This is a genomic window from Devosia sp., assembly GCF_014860165.1.
GTDB lineage: Bacteria > Pseudomonadota > Alphaproteobacteria > Rhizobiales > Devosiaceae > Devosia.
Map to the genome: position 1 here is coordinate 199,908 of NZ_JACZKG010000043.1, position 18,422 is coordinate 218,329.

At 62.2% G+C, this 18,422-nt stretch carries 16 protein-coding genes and 1 pseudogene; 11 read left to right on the forward strand and 6 right to left on the reverse strand.

Annotated features, from left to right (window positions below; genetic code table 11):
- Positions 1–2 precede the first annotated feature (2 nt).
- Positions 3–1,346 carry an aspartate aminotransferase family protein gene (locus IH615_RS10585; protein ID WP_291361831.1) on the reverse strand — a complete coding sequence of 448 codons (1,344 nt, stop codon included), beginning with the start codon at positions 1,344–1,346 and terminating at the stop codon, positions 3–5.
- 98 nt (positions 1,347–1,444) lie between these two features.
- Here IH615_RS10585 and IH615_RS10590 point away from each other — a divergent pair, with 98 nt between their 5' ends.
- From IH615_RS10590 to IH615_RS10625, 8 genes are read left to right on the forward strand one after another with little or no spacing between them, the layout of a single operon-like run.
- Positions 1,445–2,623: a CaiB/BaiF CoA-transferase family protein gene (locus IH615_RS10590; RefSeq protein ID WP_291361832.1), complete on the forward strand. Its 1,179-nt coding sequence runs from the start codon at positions 1,445–1,447 to the stop codon at positions 2,621–2,623.
- Entirely contained in the window at positions 2,620–3,525 is a 906-nt protein-coding gene (locus IH615_RS10595; protein ID WP_291361833.1) for an SMP-30/gluconolactonase/LRE family protein, read from the forward strand. The genes IH615_RS10590 and IH615_RS10595 overlap by 4 nt, the downstream gene beginning before the upstream one ends.
- 29 nt (positions 3,526–3,554) lie before the next feature.
- Complete coding sequence (locus tag IH615_RS10600; protein WP_291361834.1) at positions 3,555–4,430, forward strand: dihydrodipicolinate synthase family protein; 876 nt, start codon at positions 3,555–3,557, stop codon at positions 4,428–4,430.
- Positions 4,427–4,726 carry a (2Fe-2S)-binding protein gene (locus tag IH615_RS10605; RefSeq protein WP_291361835.1) on the forward strand — a complete coding sequence of 100 codons (300 nt, stop codon included), beginning with the start codon at positions 4,427–4,429 and terminating at the stop codon, positions 4,724–4,726. The genes IH615_RS10600 and IH615_RS10605 overlap by 4 nt, the downstream gene beginning before the upstream one ends.
- Entirely contained in the window at positions 4,719–6,152 is a 1,434-nt protein-coding gene (locus IH615_RS10610) for an NAD(P)/FAD-dependent oxidoreductase (RefSeq protein ID WP_291361836.1), read from the forward strand. Before IH615_RS10605 ends, IH615_RS10610 begins: the two co-directional genes overlap by 8 nt.
- Positions 6,149–7,246 carry an FAD-dependent oxidoreductase gene (locus IH615_RS10615; RefSeq protein ID WP_291361837.1) on the forward strand — a complete coding sequence of 366 codons (1,098 nt, stop codon included), beginning with the start codon at positions 6,149–6,151 and terminating at the stop codon, positions 7,244–7,246. The genes IH615_RS10610 and IH615_RS10615 overlap by 4 nt, the downstream gene beginning before the upstream one ends.
- A gap of 6 nt (positions 7,247–7,252) precedes the next feature.
- Positions 7,253–8,032 carry an SDR family oxidoreductase gene (locus IH615_RS10620; RefSeq protein ID WP_291361838.1) on the forward strand — a complete coding sequence of 260 codons (780 nt, stop codon included), beginning with the start codon at positions 7,253–7,255 and terminating at the stop codon, positions 8,030–8,032.
- An 11-nt stretch (positions 8,033–8,043) separates the two neighbouring features.
- Positions 8,044–8,577 (forward strand): gamma carbonic anhydrase family protein, encoded by a 534-nt coding sequence (locus IH615_RS10625; protein WP_291361839.1) that lies wholly within the window; start codon positions 8,044–8,046, stop codon positions 8,575–8,577.
- Here IH615_RS10625 and IH615_RS10630 read toward each other — a convergent pair.
- Positions 8,574–9,404, reverse strand: a complete 831-nt coding sequence (locus IH615_RS10630; protein ID WP_291361840.1) for an IclR family transcriptional regulator — start codon at positions 9,402–9,404, stop codon at positions 8,574–8,576. The genes IH615_RS10625 and IH615_RS10630 overlap by 4 nt on opposite strands.
- 610 nt (positions 9,405–10,014) lie before the next feature.
- On the opposite strand from IH615_RS10630, the pseudogene IH615_RS10635 reads away from it, so the two are divergent.
- The 3 genes and pseudogenes from IH615_RS10635 (at position 10,015) to IH615_RS10645 (ending at position 14,716) form a co-directional block, all read left to right on the forward strand.
- Positions 10,015–11,454, forward strand: a pseudogene (locus IH615_RS10635) (IS1182 family transposase).
- A 434-nt stretch (positions 11,455–11,888) separates the two neighbouring features.
- A complete protein-coding gene (locus tag IH615_RS10640) occupies positions 11,889–12,818 on the forward strand; it encodes an ornithine cyclodeaminase family protein (RefSeq protein ID WP_291361841.1) in 930 nt (309 codons plus the stop codon).
- 572 nt (positions 12,819–13,390) lie between these two features.
- Positions 13,391–14,716, forward strand: coding sequence for an FAD-binding oxidoreductase (locus IH615_RS10645; RefSeq protein WP_291361842.1), 1,326 nt, complete (start codon positions 13,391–13,393; stop codon positions 14,714–14,716).
- 255 nt (positions 14,717–14,971) lie between these two features.
- On the opposite strand, the gene IH615_RS10650 is transcribed toward IH615_RS10645, so the two are convergent.
- From IH615_RS10650 to IH615_RS10665, 4 genes are all read right to left on the reverse strand, one after another.
- Complete coding sequence (locus IH615_RS10650) at positions 14,972–16,624, reverse strand: electron transfer flavoprotein-ubiquinone oxidoreductase (protein WP_291361843.1); 1,653 nt, start codon at positions 16,622–16,624, stop codon at positions 14,972–14,974.
- Positions 16,614–16,808 carry a hypothetical protein gene (locus IH615_RS10655; protein ID WP_291361844.1) on the reverse strand — a complete coding sequence of 65 codons (195 nt, stop codon included), beginning with the start codon at positions 16,806–16,808 and terminating at the stop codon, positions 16,614–16,616. The genes IH615_RS10650 and IH615_RS10655 overlap by 11 nt, the downstream gene beginning before the upstream one ends.
- On the reverse strand, positions 16,809–17,657 hold the full coding sequence (locus IH615_RS10660) for a flavin reductase family protein (RefSeq protein WP_291361845.1): 849 nt from the start codon (positions 17,655–17,657) through the stop codon (positions 16,809–16,811).
- Positions 17,658–18,036: 379 nt separating this feature from the next.
- Positions 18,037–18,422: ABC transporter permease subunit (locus tag IH615_RS10665; protein WP_291361846.1), on the reverse strand; the 386-nt coding region annotated here is incomplete at its 5' end.

The following is an 18,422-nucleotide window of genomic DNA, read 5'->3' on the forward strand; positions in this document are numbered from 1 at the left end:
ACCTATGCCGCAAGAGCTTGTGGCAGACAGGACCGCAGGGCGGCGTCCAGCCGATCAACGATGAAGTCCAGTTCACTGTCGCTGACGTCAAAGGTGGGCGCGATCAGGACGTGATCGCCCTGCTCCCCGTCCACGCAGCCAGCTGCCGGATAGAGCAGCAGGCCCAGCTCCTGGGCACTGCTCTTTATGCGCCCTGCGAGGCCCGCGGAGGTCGAAAAGGGGGCTTTGGTGTCGCGATCGGCGACAAGCTCAATCGACCAGAACAGCCCGACGCCCCTGATGTCCCCAACGTTGGCGTGTTGACCGAACCGTTCGCGCAGCTTGGCGCCAAGCTTGGCACCCTGCCGGGTGACGTTGGCAAGCAGATCGCGCTCATCCAACTCCCGCAGCACCGCGAGCGCGCCTGCGCATGCCACGGCGTGGCTCATATAGGTGTGACCGTTCCAAAGCGTTCCGCTCCCGGCCAGCATGACGTTCACCACTTTTTCGCTAGCTAGTGTCGCGGCTATGGGCTGGAAGCCCGCGCCCAGGCCTTTTGCGATGGTGATGATGTCCGGGCTGATGCCTTCCTGCTCAAGGTAGAAGAAAGTCCCAGTTCGCCCCGACCCGCACATCACTTCGTCCGCGATGAGCAATACGCCATAACGGTCGCAGATTTCCCTTATGCGGGAGAAATAGCCGGGCACGGGGGGCACCGTTCCCAGCGTTGCGCCTGAGACGGGCTCCACCACGAAGGCCGCGACCGTATCGGCGCCGAGGCGCAGAATCTCCGCCTCAAGTGCATTGGCCGATCGCAATCCAAATTCCTCCTGCGACTCCCCGTCCTTGCGCAGTCGATATTCGTAGCATGCCGGTACCCGGCCGACGTCAAGCAGAAGGGGCGTGTAGGGTTCCCGACGCTGGCGATGACCACCCACGGACAGGGCGGCCAGGGTATTGCCATGATAGGCCATGTCCCTAGCAATGATGCGACTGCGCTCGGGCTGGCCATTTTCAACATGGTACTGCCGCGCCAGTTTCAGCGCCGCTTCCATGGCCTCCGAGCCGGAGCCCAGAAACATCGCCCGGCCGTCACCAAAACCACGAGGCGCCCGCGCGACCAACTCCGCGGCCAGGCGCTCCGACGGTTCGTTGGTGAACGTGCCGGTATGCGCATAGGAAATCTTGTCGAGCTGGTCTTTGATGGCAGCGATGACACGACCGTTGCTATGCCCCAAAGTCGACACTGCAGCGCCGCCGCAGGCGTCCAGATATTTGCGCCCCGAGTCGTCCACAATGTACCCTGCCGATCCCTCGACCGCCGTAGGCAGGGTTTTTTTGAGGTTTCTATGCAGTACCGCACTCATTTTCGCTGCTCCAAATCGGGATTGCGCTATCTTCGATGTTTGATATATAAACACAAAGGTTACCTGCTAAACAAGACGGCATCTTCTGGGGAGCGGAAATGAGCCAGCCTTTTTCCGGTGTCAGAGTGCTGGACCTGACCCATGTCCTCGCCGGTCCATTCTGCTCGTGGCAGTTCGCTCTACTTGGTGCGGACGTCATAAAGGTTGAGGACCCGGCTCAGCCCGACTGCGCTCGCGGCCGCGGCCCGGACAAGGATGACAACGCGTCGGGCCTTGGCTTGAACTATCAGGTGCAGGGCACCAACAAGCGGGCGGTGGCGATCAATCTGAAATCACAAGCGGGTCGCGAAATTTTCTCGGCGCTGGTCGCGACGGCGGACGTGCTGGTCGAAAACTACCGGACCGGCGCGCTCGCTGCCCTTGGCCTCGGCTATGATGACCTCAAGGTGGCGAACCCCGGCCTGGTCTACTGCTCCATCACCGGCTTCGGTGACGTCGGCATCCGCGCCGAAGTAAATGCCTACGACAACACCATCCAGGCCGCATCGGGCGTCATTGCGCAGTCGGGTGGGCACAAGCCCGGACTTTCGTTCATCGACTACTCTGCCGGATACAGCGCGGCCTTCGCCGTCAGCGCGGCCCTTTTTCGGCGTGAACGCGAGGGGCATGGTACGCATATCACCTGCTCGATGTACGAGACGGCCCTGATGCTGATGGCGCCAGAAGTCGCCGCCGAAAAACGGCCAAGGCAATTCACACGGACAAAGGAGCCGGGCATTTCGGCTTACGCCACCGCAGATGGGACCCTGATGTTGGGCGCTTTTACGCCTTCGCAAAACCAACGGCTTTGGAACCTGCTGGCCCAGTTGGGTTACGACGCCCAGGATTTCGCTCAGACGGCTGACTGGCCGGCACTCTGGCGCAAGGCGTCTCGCGCCAAGGAAGCACTGACCGCAATTTTCGAGCGCGAAACAGCGTCCCATTGGGAGGGCCTTTTGCGTGACGCCGGCCTTCCGGCAGAACGTGTACGCACGCTGCGCGAAGCCGTCGCAGATCCCCAACTGGAGGCCCGCGGCTTCTTTGCGCCGGAACCCTCTCGACATCCGGGGCAACACCGCTACCCCTTGCCGGTCGGCGCGTTTCGGTTCTCCGAAGATGGCCCCTCCATCGTGACGGCCGCACCGCGCGTTGGCGAACATACAGACGCGGTACTGGGCGAGCTCGGGATGGACGCGAGAACGATCGCCGACCTCAGACGCCGGGAGATCGTGCAATGATGCCGGGACTGCCTGTCATCGAAGCAGAACTCTATGGCCGTTTGCCGGAGGCGCTGCACTGGCGGGGGGAACCTAATGACTGGGTTAGGATGACCCGCCCCGGAATGAGGCTGCACTCATTTCTCGAGGGCCCCTGTCTCGACGACGATGGCGCCCTCTGGTTGGTCGATGTGCCGTATGGACGGATTTTCAAAGTCGACAAGAGCGGCGATTGGACTCTGGCACACCAGTATGAGGGTGAGCCGCACTCCATAAAGAGCCTAGGTCCGCGCGGGTACATGCTGGTCGACTATAAGCTCGGGCTGTTGAGTTTTGCTTCAGACGGTCCCCGCGTCGAGGTCGTTGCTGACAACTGCGATGACGTTGCCTTCCTTGGCCTTTCCGATCTGACCGTGCTGCCGTCAGGCGATCTGTGGTTTACCGATTCCGGCAGGACGAGCCTCTCGGATCCAAGCGGGCGTGTTTTCCACCGCAGCGCCGCGGGGCAGATCAGGCTCGTTCTCGACACAGTGCCATACCCAAACGGGATCGCCGCGTCGGCGGACGGGGCCTTCATCTATGTGGCGGCGACGCGATCCAATCAGATACTGCGACTGTCTGCGACACTGCCGCCCTCTGGTCGCCCGATGAGCGGCACCTTTATCCAGCTTTCTGGTGGCCTCGGACCAGACGGGCTTGCCGTTTCCACTACCGGGCTGCTGGCCATAGCGCAGGCCCAAGCCGGCCGGGCCTATCTTGCCTCCGCCGTTGGTGACCTCGTCGCCCAGATCAGGCTCCCCGAGGGGCGCTGGACCACCAGTGTGGTGTTCGGGCGGGGCGGAGACGCGGGCACTCTTTACATTGTCGAGGCTCAAACCGCCTCGATCTACCGCGCCGACATCTCATCCTTCCAGGAAAGCTAGCGATGCAAAAGACAGACTTGACGGGGTTCGTGCCGGCCATTGTCACGCCATTCAGCCAGAACGGCGAAATCATGGAGGACGGCTTCGTCGCCATCGTCGACTTTCTGCTGAATCTGGGAGCGAGAGCCATTTGCGTCGCCGGCGACAACGGCGAGAGCTGGACGCTGTCACCCCAGGAGCGCGGACGGTTGACCCGCCTTGCGGTCGACCGTCTCGCTGGCCGGGCGCATGTCATCACGGGGTGCTCGGCTCCGACGTTGAAAGCCAGCCTTGCCTACGCCAGTGCCGCCCAGGAAAACGGCGCTTCCGCGCTATTGGCCATGCCACAGACTTATGTGCTCAAGGCAACCCGCGACGAATTGCTGGCACGCTTTGAGGCATTGGGAAAAGGCACGGACGTGCCGATCGTCGCCTACAACTCGCCGCGCCGGGCGGGGCTGGGCATGAGCGTGGATGACATCGGCGCAATTCTCGACGTCGCCCCGATCATCGGGATCAAGGAGTCAGAACGCGACTTCTTTCATCACACCCACCTGCTTCACCGCTTCCGTGACCGGATATCCATCATGGTTGGCCCGGGACACTACATTCTGCCCGGTGTCGCACTGGGGGCCAGCGGTTTCATCGCTACCGGGCCGGAGTTTCTTGGCGAGGACACCGCCCGGATAATGTCGCTTGGGAAACAGGCGCCATCGCCCGAAACGGCGGCCCTGCACCACAGGATTACGGTCCTCTATGAACTGTTGATGGGTACATCCACCTGGCCCGCCGCGTTCAAGGCCGGTCTCAATCTCATCGGCCTGCCGGCAGGCGTTCCGCGCGAGCCGGTTGCCGCCTGTTCGCCCGCCGAGGTGGACAAGATAAGGGCGACCTTCGACGCCCTCGGGATCCGGCGGATTCAGTGAGCTCCCTCGTTCGCCCATTGGCCGTCTCGCGGACGGAGACAGTTGCCTTCACTTTCGACGATGCAAGTGTCACCTGCCACCGTGGCGAGAGCATAGCCGCGGCCCTTGGTGCCCAAGGCACGAGTGTACTGCGGCACAACGCTTTCGACGGCACTGCCAGGGGAGCATTCTGCTTCATGGGCATTTGCCAGGAATGCGTTGTCGAGATCGACGGCCGACGGGTGGAAGCGTGTCGGACGCCAGCAGTTGATGGCATGCATGTCCATTCTCTGAGAAATCGAGCCAGCAATGTCTGAGACTTTCGACGTCGTCGTTCTTGGAGCAGGCCCAGCCGGGGCAAATGCTGCGCTCGAGACTGGGCACGCTGGTCTCAAGACGCTCGTTGTCGAAGAACAGCATAAGGCCGGTGGACAGGTGTGGCGGGCGAAATCGAGCGCCATAGTCAAGGCGCCGCCGACGCCTGAAGGCAAGGCTGGAGATGCTTTGCGGGGGTTGTTGGGGAACTCCAGCGTGGCGGCATGGTACGCGTCTCGTGGCTGGCAGCTTACTGCAAGCCGGGAAGGCGCATGGCGCCTGGATGTTGTTACGCCGCAGGGTCCGAGGGTTGTGTTCGCACCAAGCTTAGTCCTCGCGACTGGCGCACAGGAACGCGTCGTTCCCGTCCACGGCTGGACATTGCCTGGTGTCATCGGGCTTGCGGCCGCTACGGCATTGATCAAGCAGGAAGTCATGTTACCCGGCGACAGGACGATCGTCGCCGGCTGTGGCCCACTGGTGTTTTTTGTGGCGGCCGAGATTATGCGGCTAGGCGGCCGTCCTGCTGCCGTGGTGACGCTCAACTCGCGGCAGGATTGGGTGAGGCAGCTGCCAAACCTGGTGAGCCGTACCGATCTGCTGGCGCAGGGTGTCTCCTGGATAATGAAGCTGCAAAGCGCCGGTGTGCCGATCTTCTGGCAGCACGGCGTCGATTCGATTGATGGCCAAGACCATGTGACGAGCGCCGTCGTGCGACCGGTGGACAGCCAATGGCGTCTCCGCAAGGAAGCCCCGAGCTCGGTCGTATCGGCCGATAGCGTCGCCATAGGGCATGGTCTCATGCCTGCCGTCGAAGCCAGCCGCCTGGCGGGGGCCAGCCATCGATTTGCTCCGGAGCTTGGCGGTTGGGTGCCCGAGACGGACCATGCGGGAAAGACGTCAGTTGCCAACCTGTGGATTTGTGGCGACGCGACGGGCATCTTCGGCGCTGCGGCTGCCGAGCAGCAAGGTAAACTAACAGGATTGTCGGTCGCCGCCCAAATGACCGGTCGGTCGAATACGCCAGAGCAACAAGCCGTGACGGCAACCCTGATAAAGGCGCGAAAGTTCGGCGCGGCGGCGGCACGCCTCATGGACATGCGCCCCGGTCTCGTCGACAACGTGACCAGTGAAACGATCGTTTGTCGCTGTGAGGCCATCTCGCGCGGCGACCTCGAGCAGGAAATCCGCAGCGGGGCCACCTCACCCAACGCAATCAAATCCGGGACGCGGGCCGGGATGGGCCCATGCGGCGGACGCTTCTGCCGCGACACGGTAGCTCGGTTGATCAGCCTGAATACCGGCCAGACCATGGAAGAGGTGGGGCTACCAACGGCCCGCTCACCCCTGAGGCCCGTGGCCATCTGTGACCTGGCCTCGCCGATTGACTACGAGGCGCTTCCCATTCCTGGATTGGCGCCGCTATGAGCCCGTTCGACTACGATATCGTGATCGTCGGTGGCGGCATAATGGGATGCGGCGCTGCCTTGCGCCTGGCTGAGGGGGGTATGAAACCTCTCGTTATCGAGAAGGATGATCTCGGCCAGGGCGCTTCGGGGGTCAACGCCGGCACGCTGTCGCTGCAGATTAAGCGCGTGAAACTCATGCAATACGCTTTGCGCGGCCATCATGAATGGGAGGCGATGGGTGCGGCGGTCGGCTTCCATAAAACGGGTGGATATACCCTTGCCTTCAATGCCCGCGAGGCAGAACTGCTCCATGACCGCATGGAGCTGAAGCGGCAGGCCGGGGCGCCGATCACCTTCGTGAGCCGGGACGAACTGGCCAGGCGGGAACCTGAACTGTCCACGAACGTGGTGGCGGCAAGTTATTGCGCCCAGGACGGATATGCCAACTCCTCTTTGACCGGCCAGTATTACCGCCGGCGCCTGGCGGATGCGGGTATCGAATACCAGGAAAAATCGCCGGTGGACCGGATCGAAGCCCTCGGGCCGGGCTATGCCATTCATTGCGGCGGTAGGAAAGTTACCGCGCCGCGCGTCCTGCTGGCGGCGGGCGGTTGGTTGCGACAGGCGGCAGCAATGCTCGGCCTTGACCTGCCGGTGCGGGCACGCGTCAACACCGTTTCGGTGACGGAGCCCGGTCCTCGTTTGACGCCGTCGGTCATCGGACACGCCACTGGCCTCCTTACCCTCAAGCAGAAGGCCAATGGCACGATGCTGATCGGGGGTGGGTGGCAGGGGACAGGAGCTCCCGAGGACGGTCGCGGAGTGGTTTCCCCGGAAACACTTCTTACCAATCTTCAATTGGCAAGCTTCGCGGTACCGGCGCTGCGCAACTGGCGCATCGTTCGGTCGTGGACTGGCTTTGAAGCCAATGTCCCTGATTTCTATCCTCTGGCGGGCAAAGCGCCAGGCCTGGATGGTGTGTTCATCCTGGGCTGCGTCCGCGGCGGCTATACGATCGGGCCCTACATTTCAAAACTCATGGGGGATTTCATCCTGGGGCGCACGCTCGAGCTGCCCTTGTTTGATCCCGGGCGCATTTTCAACCTGGAGTAAGTGGCCTTGGCCAATGAACACATCGGATCCCTGGCAGGAAAGACTGCAATCGTAACGGGCGGCGGCAGCGGCATCGGTGAGGCCTGCGCCGTGGTTCTCGCGGAAGCCGGTGCCCATGTCGTGGTCGCCGGACGCGGCATGGACAAGCTTGCATCAGTCGCCGAGCGCATCGGAGGGACTGCTGTTGTCTGCGACGTGCGTGACCCCGATCAGGTGGCGAACCTATTCGCGCGGGCGCGGTCGATCGTCGGGACCGTCGATGTGTTGATTAACAATGCAGGGGTGCCCGGCCCTATAGCTCCGGTTGCTGAAGTCGACCTTGCGGCTTGGCGCGATTGCGTCGAGATCAACCTGTTTGGGGCGCTCCATTGCCTGCAGGCCGCGGCGCGCATCATGCGGGAGCAGAGAAGCGGCTCGATCGTCAACATGTCGTCGCTGATGGGCATCCAAGGCTACCCGATGAGGACGGCATACTCCGCGACCAAATTCGCAATTATCGGCATGACCGAAGCCGCGGCACGCGAGCTCGGGCCCTATGGAGTGCGGGTAAACGCGCTGCTACCGGGTGCCGTGTCGGGGGAGAATATGGACCAAATCCTGGCGCGGCGTGCCGAAAGGGAAAACCGTTCGGTCGATGACATCGTTCGGGAGAACTACACGGAGCCTTCGGCCCTCAAGCGTTGGGTCGATCCCTTCGAGGTGGGCAGGGCGGCCCTGTTCTTCGCTACCAACCTGTCTTCCGCCACCACCGGAGAGAAATTGAAAGTCGACTGCGGTCGATTTTAGGGAGAGCGCAGGTGTTATTCTCAATCGAAGACCGGCAGCCGACAACGGCCGGCGCACAGACCTCATGGATCGCCCCAAGCGCTGTCGTTCTCGGTGATGTACTATTGGGCGTCGATGTAAGTATCTGGTTCAATGCCGTCCTGCGCGGAGACAACGAGCGGATTTCCGTCGGCGCGAGGAGTAACATTCAGGACGGTTGCATCCTCCATACCGACATCGGCTCCCCCCTCCAGATCGGCGAGGACGTCACGGTCGGACACCGTGCAATACTTCATGGTTGTTCCATCGGCGCCGGAACCCTGGTCGGAATGGGCGCAATCGTCCTCAACGATGCCGTTATCGGGAAAAGCTGCATCATCGGTGCGCAGGCACTGGTGCCCGAAGGCAAGATTATCCCCGACAATTCGATCGTGATGGGCGTGCCGGGCAAGGTCGTGGGGCAGGTTTTGGCAGAGCGAGCAGTGGCTCTACGCGGTGCAGCGACACGTTACGTGCTGAACTGGAAGCGCTATTCGACTGGTCTCGTCCGGCTTGCCGACATCTAATCGGCGCTGGTGGCCTCAGCACCGACAAAGCCCAGACGCGCCGAAATCCGGCCGGCAGCCCTCACTACTTCCTGGGCGTACCGCGTTTCGAGTTCATTCATGTCAAACGCCGAGTCAGGCCCGGAGATGTCGATTGCCGCGACAACTGCACCCGTATTGTCAAAAACTGGCGCAGCAATGGACGATCCCCCAGCCTCCAGTATGCCTCGGCTCACGACGCATGGCAGGCCAGAAACCTCCGCAACCTTGCTCGCAAGCTGAGCCGGGGTGGTAGGCGTTTTTTCGGTGAACTGCTTGAATGGACCGGGCCCAAACAGCCTGTTCAGTTCCCGGCCCCCTAAGTCAGAAAGCAAGTACCACCCCATTGGCGCCGCGTAGGCGGGCACCCGCGACCCAACATTCATGTTGCTGAGGAAACCTGAGCGCGTCTGGATACAGCTGAGGTAAAGAACGCTCTTGTCGTCGCGAATAGCCAGGTGAGCCGTGACGGATGTCGCATCGCGCAAGGCCTCGAGTTCCGGCCTGGCAACTTCGATGATGTCCTGCGACGCGAGGAACGCAAACCCTATGTTGAGCACGCGCGGACCAAGGGCATACTGCTTGGTCTGGGGGACCTCATCCAGAAATCCCATGTGGTGAAGCGTATAGACCAGCCGGAAAGCAGAAGACCGGGTCACGCCAAGCTCTGCCGCAATCTCGGTCACATTCATGGGCTTCTGAGCGGCGGCAATCATCTCCAGAGTGAGCAGTCCGCGATGCAAGCCCGGCACGAAATAGACGCCGTGGTTCTTGTGCAGCGGCTCGAGATCGAGCGCGTTGTCGTCCATGCTCTTCTCCTACCGACTAACCCGCCAGACCATTAAGTCGATGGCCCGGGCAGCCGGATCTTTTGCGACGCCGACTGCCGCTAATTTAGGTGATCTGATACCGTTATCGACCATTTTTTCAAAGCTGAAGTTTCAGGTCCATTGGTGGAGTCTTGCGTTCCGCCGCAGCCGGTTCCTTCGCTCCTAGCTGCGGCACGCGGTGGAGGGTGACCGGGCGGCGACGGCAAATCTAGACGCTGGTCGCGCGAAGCAAGACCAATGCCGTCATTGACGCCGAAATTGGCCTCAGCAAACGCACCGGAGGGCCACCGCCTGCGCATGATGCGCCTGGTCGGCGTGCCCAGCGCTGCAGAGTTGATCGCTTGGATCTCGACTTACAGGTGATCGAACCTGGGGGCGCCGCGGGCAAAGAGACTGTCGGATCTCCGCTGCCGTGAACGTCTCACAGGGCCAGAAGACTTCTCGCGACATAGCCACCGCGTCTTGGATGCCGCGCAGCCACGTCCGCATGCGGCTTCGGGCCGCCAAAAGCCGCCGGACCGCTATCGGCCCGAGTCTGTGTGAAAACCCCTGATCATGCTATGATCTGGCACTGCTTCGGAGGTGCTATATGGGTGGTTTCGTTGAAGGTTCTGACCGTCACCAGGTGAGCTTTCTGCCGGCGTATCTCGAAGATTATGTGGATGCTGACAACCCGGTTCGCATCATCGACGCCTTTGTCGACGAACTCGATCTGGCCGTGCTCGGCTTCGGGCGTGTCCAGCCGGCGTCGACCGGCAGACCCGGCTACGCGCCGGGCACGATGCTCAAGCTCTACATCTATGGATACCTGCACCAGCTGACCTCAAGCCGGAAGCTGGAGCGGGAGGCTGGCCGCAATATCGAGCTGATGTGGTTGACCGGCAAGCTGGTGCCAGACTTCAAGACCATCGCCGACTTCCGCCGTGACAATGCCGGCGCGATCCAGATCGCGTGCCAGCGCTTCGTTGGCGTCTGTCGTGCCCTTGGCCTGGTCGGTGGCGGCATGGTTGCGATCGACGGGTCACGCTTGCGCGCGGTGAACACGCACGAGAAGAACTACACCAAGGGCAAGCTGGCACGGCGCAAAGCCCATGTCGAAGAGAGCATCGCGCGCTACCTCGCCGAGCTCGATGAGGCCGACGGCGCCGAAGCCGGCCCGGCTACGCCCTGGATCGCGCACCTGACCGAGCGACTGGCATCGCTGCGCGGGCGTCTCGGCGAGCTCGAGGAGATTGGTCGGCAGCTGCAAGCGGCTCCCGACGAGCAGATCTCGCTCACCGACCCGGATGCCCGCGCCATGGCAACCGGCAGCGACCATCGCGGCGTGGTCGGCTACAACGTGCAGGCGGCGGTCGATACCAAGCACCACATCGTTGTCGCCAATGCGGTGACGAACCGGGGCCATGACCGCTCGCACCTGCTGGAGATGGCCAAGGCTGCACAGGCCGAGACCGGCGCGGCCGGGATGATCGCCCTTGCCGATCGAGGATACTATGAGGGCGAGCAGATCCGCTCCTGCACCGAAGCTGGCATCATCCCGATGGTGCCCAAGCCCAATACCTCACCGGCGCAGGCGCGCGGCTTTTGGGGCAAGGCCATGTTCGTGCATGAGCCCGCGACCGACACCTATCGGTGCCCCGCCGGCCAGCATCTCTAGAAGCGCCATGCCACGGTCGAGGGCGGCAAGCTCATCAACGTCTATTATAGCCAGAAGGCATGCGATGCCTGCGCATCGCGTCCTCTATGCACGGCCGGCAAGGAAAAGCGCATCCGGCGATGGGAGCATGAGGCGGTTCTTGATAAGATGGAGCATCGGTTCGAAGCGATGCCCGAGGCGATGGCGGTCCGCCGCTGTACTGTCGAGCACGTCTTCGGCACCATCAAGGGCTGGATGGGTGCCACCCACTTCCGAACGCGGGGGCTCAGGAACGTCGCCACCGAAGCCAGCCTGGCAATCCTGGCCTACAACATCAAGCGCGCCATCGCCGTTGCCGGCGTCGTTCCAATCCTTCAAGCGTTAAGGGGATGAAACGGTCCCCCTGATGCCATGGGATCACGCTCAGGACAGACGCTGCCGCGAGTTCTCACACGGCCTCGGCCCCCAACCTGCCGAAATACCCGGAGTGGGATGAGCCCCTCTCACCCCACTTCCTGGGGCGCAACGCAGCTACCTGCCCCTACCCCAGCGGAACCCGGGGCCTGGAAGCGATGTCGTGTCGCCCAAAAGGTCTGTGCCCCAACAGCGCCGGCGTCAAAGACGGATGGCGTGACTTCCGGTTTCCGTTGAAGTCGAACTGAGGTGCCACCCCAAAGCAAACAACCCTGCCGTTTCCACTCGCCAAGTAGGCCGGATCATTCGTTTTTGTCCCTCAGTCAGCACAATGCGCGGTGAAGGTCCCGTTAGAGATATTCCCAGGCCCCAAATCGTTGCTGGTGGCGTTTCAGGCACAACCGGAGAAACCGATGATCTATGTCAGCGAAGACGAATCTGCCGCATTGGTGACGCATGAGCTGGCGTTCGAGGCGGTGCGGCAGGCTCTCGTGGCCGCAGCATCCGACCTGAGCGGCGTCTTTCCCGCCGTTCTCGGACGCTCCAAGGAGCCAACCAATACGTTTTCCGTGAAGTCGGGCTGGTCGGCCGAACTGACCGGCGTCAAAGTCGGCTCGTTCTGGTCCGGCAACCCGGCGATCGGTCTGCCGCGGCACAATTCCACCATCATGCTGCTCGACCAGCGTACGGGGCGCCTCCGCGCCGTCATCGAAGCGGGCAAGGTCAATGCCTTCAGGACCGCGGCGGCCGATGCCGTCGCGACCGACCTGCTCGCGCGAAGGGACGCGAGGGTGCTGGCCATCTTCGGAGCGGGCAATCAGGCCAGCTATGAAGTTGCGGCCTTGGCGAGGGTCCGTCCAATCGAGGAGGTGCTGGTCGTCTCCCGCCCCTCAGAGCGGCGCGATGCCTTTGTTGCGCAGATCCGCCAGAGCGGTCTCGACGCACGGATTGCTTCCGCTGAAGAGGCCGTGCGGGCCGCCGATATCGTGGTGACGGCAACGCCATCGCGCGAACCGCTTTTCGAGCCCGCCTGGGTTGGAGCGGGCACGCATGTCGTGAGCATGGGGTCCGATGCGCCCGGCAAGCATGAACTCCCCACGGACCTCTATCCCAGGGCGAGCCTGTTCTGCGACCTGCTCTCCCAGTCCATCCAGATCGGTGATTTCCAGCATGCGCGCACAGCGATCGACGCAGGCACTCTCACGGTAACGCCCATAGGCGACGTCATTGAGGGACGCGCACCGGGGCGTCGCAGCGAGTCCGAAATCACCGTGTTCGACAGTTCAGGGATTTCGCTGCAGGACCTGTTCATGGCCGACGCGCTGATCCGCGCCAAAGGCTAGCGGAGCCGACCGGGCTCAGGCAGCCCCGGCAGCGGTTCCGCCGCCAGCCGCCAGCGGGGCCTTGCAGGCACCCCTACCAGTTGATCGAGGCCCTCTAACCGACGGCGCGGTAGCCCTCGCCGACGGCCTCGTGGATTTTCTTGGCGTATTTGACCGGCAGCGCCGTCGGCGTCTAGCACTGCATGCGCCCGCGCGGACCTCACGGCATTTGGCCGTCTAGGCCCTCTCGAAAGCGCGAACCGATCATCGTCGCCATGGCACCTTTCCTCCGCAGGTAGACGCCTCGAATATGAGCAGTGCCACCCCCGCCAGCGCCGCCGTGGCGTCGCCAAAGTGTGCCGCTGGGCTGCATGAAGTGCCAAGTCCGGAGGATTAGACAGCGATTTCGTCCGCGGCACGGCCGACGGTAGCGGGGTCCGCCCGCAGCGAAGCCTACGGAATGTAAGGCATCCAGAACCCGCGAATTCTGCCGCTCCGACACAAACTAACAGCAGGATATTCCGCTCGACAGCAATCGGCCGCAGCACGTTGTCGAGTGGCTGCGCTAGAATAAGTAGAACAAAGGAGTTCCCATGCCCGCGCCCCTGCTACATATCGAGTCCAGCGCCGATCTGCCTCGAGAGGCGGACGTCGTCGTCATCGGCGGCGGCGTGGTGGGCGTATTCACCGCCTATTACCTGGCCCGCCGGGGCATTCGGGTTGCCCTACTCGAAAAGGGACGCGTCGCCGCCGAACAGTCGAGCAGGAACTGGGGTTGGTGCCGTCAGCAGAACCGCGACGAACGCGAACTGCCGATGGCCACCAAGAGCCTCGAGCTGTGGGAAAACGTCGCAAAGGAAACCGGTGAAGACACAGGCTTCCGACGCTGTGGGTTGCTTTACCTTTCTCAGGACGAGACCCAATTGGCCGGATGGGCAAAGTGGCGTGACTTCGCGCGAACCGCCGGGGTCACGACACACATGCTGAGCGGTCAGGAGGCCAGCGAACGGGGCAAGCCGACCGGCCGCAAATGGAAGGGTGGAGTCTTCTCGCCAAGTGACGGAACGGCGGATCCCTCACGTGCGGTGCCGGTTGCCGCTCGTGGCATCATGGCGGCGGGCGGCTCTGTGCATCAGTTCTGCGCTGCTCGCGGCATTGAGCTGAGCGCTGGACGGGTCAGCGGGGTGGTTACCGAAAAAGGTATGATCGCCACCAGGACTGTGGTCATGGCAGGCGGCGCATGGGCTTCCTCCTTTTGCCATCAGCTCGGCATCCGGTTCCCCCAGGCCTCCATACGCTCGTCTATCCTGACGGTCGCTCCGGGCACATCAGAACTGCCTGTCGCCCTTGCCGCGCCTGATGTTTCAATTACACGGCGCGGCAATGGCCATTATACGCTGGCAATCAGCGGCCGGGCGCGTGTCGACCCCACGCCACAGCAAGTTCGGTTCGGGCGGGAGTTCCTGCCCATGTTCGCTCGCCGCTGGCGCAGCCTCTCTCCAGGGGGGGTGGACGGGTGGCGGCAAGGTCATGAAAGCCTGGAAAAGTGGTCGCTAGACGCCATCACTCCAATGGAGCGTAATCGCATTCTCGATCCGCGGCCCGACATGGCGCAGATTCGCCTCACATATCAGCGCGCGTGTGAGCTGATTCCAGAGGTTCGAAACCTGCCGATTTCAGACGCCTGGGCTGGGTATATCGACAGCACACCGGACGGCATCCCCGTCATTGGCGAGATAGAAAGCATTCCCGGTTTCATCCTTGCGGCCGGGTTCAGCGGCCATGGCTTTGCGATCGGACCTGGCGCAGGGCACCTAATCGCCGACATCATCACAGGAAAGCCACCGATCGTCGACCCGGCGCATTTCCGGCCCGCGCGGTTGAAAACCGCGGCCTGGGGCAAGGTCGCCGAGTTCTGATTAACATCAAAAGATATGGGATAGCTAGGTAGCATCCCGATACGACTTCATCGAGGAGAGCAACCGCCTGCTGCCCCGCCCACCGCTGGCGCTGAGTACATGAAACGGAACTCAATCTGGCGCAGGAGATGACATTCAAGCAATGTCTGGCCTGGAAGCAGCGCACTAGGTCCGTACCTGAATGCGCGAGGTTGCCCGGAGAGCGCAGGCGGCCGCCCGCGAAAGCGACCACCGGTCCTCGTGAACGGCTAGCGGCTACATCGCGGCATAGTTGGGGCCGCCGCCGCCTTCGGGCGGAACCCAATCAATGTTCTGGTTGGGATCCTTGATGTCGCATGTCTTGCAGTGCACGCAGTTCTGCGCGTTGATCTGCAGCCGAACATCGGAGCCGTCGGCGACCCATTCATAGACGCCAGCCGGGCAATAGTGCTGCGACGGCCCAGCATAAACGCCATACTCGCTCTGCCGCTGCAGTGCGGGGTCGTTGACATGCAGATGTGGTGGCTGATTCTCCTCGTGGTTGGTGTTCGACACAAATATGGATGACAGACGGTCAAACGTCAGCTTTCCGTCGGGCTTTGGATAAGAGATGGGCTGGTGCTGTGCTGCCGGCTCCATCGATTCATGATCGGCCTTGCCATGCGCTAGGGTCCCGAACGGAGAAACGCCAAACAACTGCTGGCACCACATGTCAAAGCCGCCCATGGCGATGCCGACCAGCCCGAAGCGCGACCACAGCGGTTTGACATTGCGCACCGGTTTCAGGTCGCGGCCGATGGCGCTGCCCCGCCACGCTGAGTCGTAGCTATCGAGGCTGGCCGGGGCGTTGTCACTGGCCAAGGCCTTCACGAGCGCGTCGGCGGCCAGGATGCCGGACTGCACCGCGTTGTGGCTGCCCTTGATGCGCGGCACATTGACGAAGCCGGCCGCATCACCCACCAAGATACCGCCGGGAAAGCTGAGTTTGGGGACCGATTGCCAACCACCCTCGGAAATGGCGCGCGCGCCATACGAAATGCGCCGCCCACCTTTCAGGGTGGCCCTAACCGAGGGATGGGTCTTGAAACGCTGGAACTCTTGGAACGGCGACAAGTACGGATTTTTGTAGTTCAGGTGGACCACGAAGCCCACGGCCACTTGATTGTTCTCGAAATGATAGAGAAACGAACCGCCGCCGGTCCTCCAGTCCAGCGGCCAGCCGAAAGAGTGCTCGATGCGCCCCGGCTCGTGCTTGGCCGGATCGATTTCCCAAAGCTCCTTGAGCCCAATACCGTATTTTTGCGGATCGCGACCGGCTGCCAGGTCGAAGCGGCGAATCACCTGCTTGGAGATCGAGCCCCGCACACCCTCGGCCAGCACCGTGTAGCGGGCGTGCAGTTCCACACCTGGCTGAAAGCCGGAGCCCGGCAGGCCGTTCTTTTCAATGCCGACATCGCCCGTCGCTACGCCGATGACCTGACCGTTCACGTCGTAAAGCGCCTCTGTCGCCGCAAAGCCCGGATAGATTTCGACACCCAGCGCTTCCGCCTTGCCCGCCAGCCAGCGACAAAGAGCGCCAAGCGATCCTACATAGTTGCCGTGGTTGGACATCAGGCGAGGCATAATCGGCGTCGGCAGGCCAAGGCTGCCCTTGCCAGTTAGCAGGCGAAAGATGTCCTTGGTCACCGGGGTGACCAGTGGACTGCCGTCGCTCCGCCAGTCCGGCAGCAGCTGGTCGAGCCCAGCCGGATCGATCACGGCACCTGACAGGATATGGGCGCCGATCTCGCCACCCTTTTCGACGAGTGCCACCGACTGGTCGGGTGATTTCTGCTTGAGCCTGATCGCGGTGGCGAGCCCGCCGGGCCCGCCACCAACGATGACAACGTCATAGAACATAGTCTCTCGAGCTGTCCGCTCATCGGTCATGTGTAAAGTCCGTGTCATGAAATGAAAGTAGTGCCCACGCCAGTGCATGATGCGCGATACGCAACCCACCGCATTGCTGATCAGGGCCGGCGAGAAACCCTTTCAGAACGCGCGTGGCAACGGTGAGATCGGCGGGATCGATATCCGCCAGTTCACCCTGGTAGCGCGACAGGTATTCAATCATCTAACGGCGCCGCCGTTTTCCGGATTCCGTCAGCGCGAAACGGTTACCATCAAACAGTGCAACGTGGCCGTCAGCCAAGAACACGTTCAAGGAGTCTTCGACTTCGCGGCGGTCGAGATACATGCCCCTGGCGAGTTGGTCCGCCGTCAGAGGGGCCGACTGATAGAGGCCGGCGAGCACCTTGCTTCCTAGCGCGGTGTAGCCCGCCGCCGAGCGCCGCTGCTCCAAATCGGCGTCCTCCTTATAGTGGGGCTTCGCAATCAAGCTCAGGAACGGCAATTCGTCGAGACCACGCTCTTCACGCCTTTGGTCTCGCGCATTCCCCGCCACTTCCGGATGGTCCAAGGTAATCCCGTATCGCCCTTGCGAAAAAGCCAGCGGGCTTCCCTCCGAGCGCCCGAAGTCGACGACGCGGCCGATCATGATGGTGTGGTCGCCGCCCTCGTACCGAGCCTCGCAGACGCAATCCAAATAGGTCAGCGCATCGTCGATCAAGGGCGATCCCGTACGGCCAATATGCCAATCCACCAGGCTAAACTTGTCGTCACTGGCGCTGGCGAAAATGTCCGAGAAGCCCACCTGATCCTCGGCGAGAATGTGTATCGCGAAATTCTCGCACTGCCAGAACGCCGCATGGCTGCGCGAGGTATGCGCGATCGACCAAAGTACCAGAGGCGGATTGAGGGATACAGAAGCGAAGGAATTAACTGTAACTCCGGCGGGGGCGCCCACCCCAGCTGTGGTTACTATAGTTACCCCCGTTGGAAAATTTCCAAGTGCACGTCGAAATGCCCTGGTATCCACGGCGGGGTCACCGCCCTCGAGCATCAACCGTGTCTTGTCAGCCATCGACAACTCCGTCCTGCATTCATATCTGAATTGAATTTGAGCCTTCGCGTACAACGCCAATTCTTTCCGCCTCTACGTACGGGCCCCCGCCAAACCGCGACCGTCAGCTCCCGACTGTAACCGCCAGCGTTTTCCAAATACTGGACCGGCAAACGCTCCGGGACCGATGCCCCCTTCTTCATGAATGTCCGGCCGAACGGGGTCGAAGGTGACCGAACGAAAGTTGACGACAAACGGTCCGTATCCACGGATTTGGCCCGAAAGCCTTGCTGGCCCGATGGGATCAATCCCGAACTCAGTGCCGATCGGCCCGTCCCCCGGGACTCCCAAAGGCTCTGTCTGCCGCTCGACTATCTTGTTTGAGTTGACATCGCTTGGCTTAGCCCCTTTTGGCGCCAAAGCTGTTCAGGATCTGAACGACGGCGATGGACAGACCGACGATCACCAGGATGAGAGTCGAGACCGCTGCGAGCGATGGATCGATCTTGTAGCTCATTTCCTGCCAGAGCTGCTTCGGCAGTAGCGGCGTTCCCGCATCGGCGACGAAGAGTGCAATCGCCAGCTCATCCATCGCCTTGACGAAGGCGAAAAGGAAAGCCGTCACCATCCCCGCCTTGAGAATGGGCAGCGTGATGCGCCGGAAGGCAACACCGCGGGTCGCCCCTAGCGTCCAGGCGGCTTGGTCGAGCCGCTCGTCGTAGTTGCGCAGCACCGCCATCACAGTGATCACCACATAGGGCAGCGAGAAGATGGTATTGCCTATGA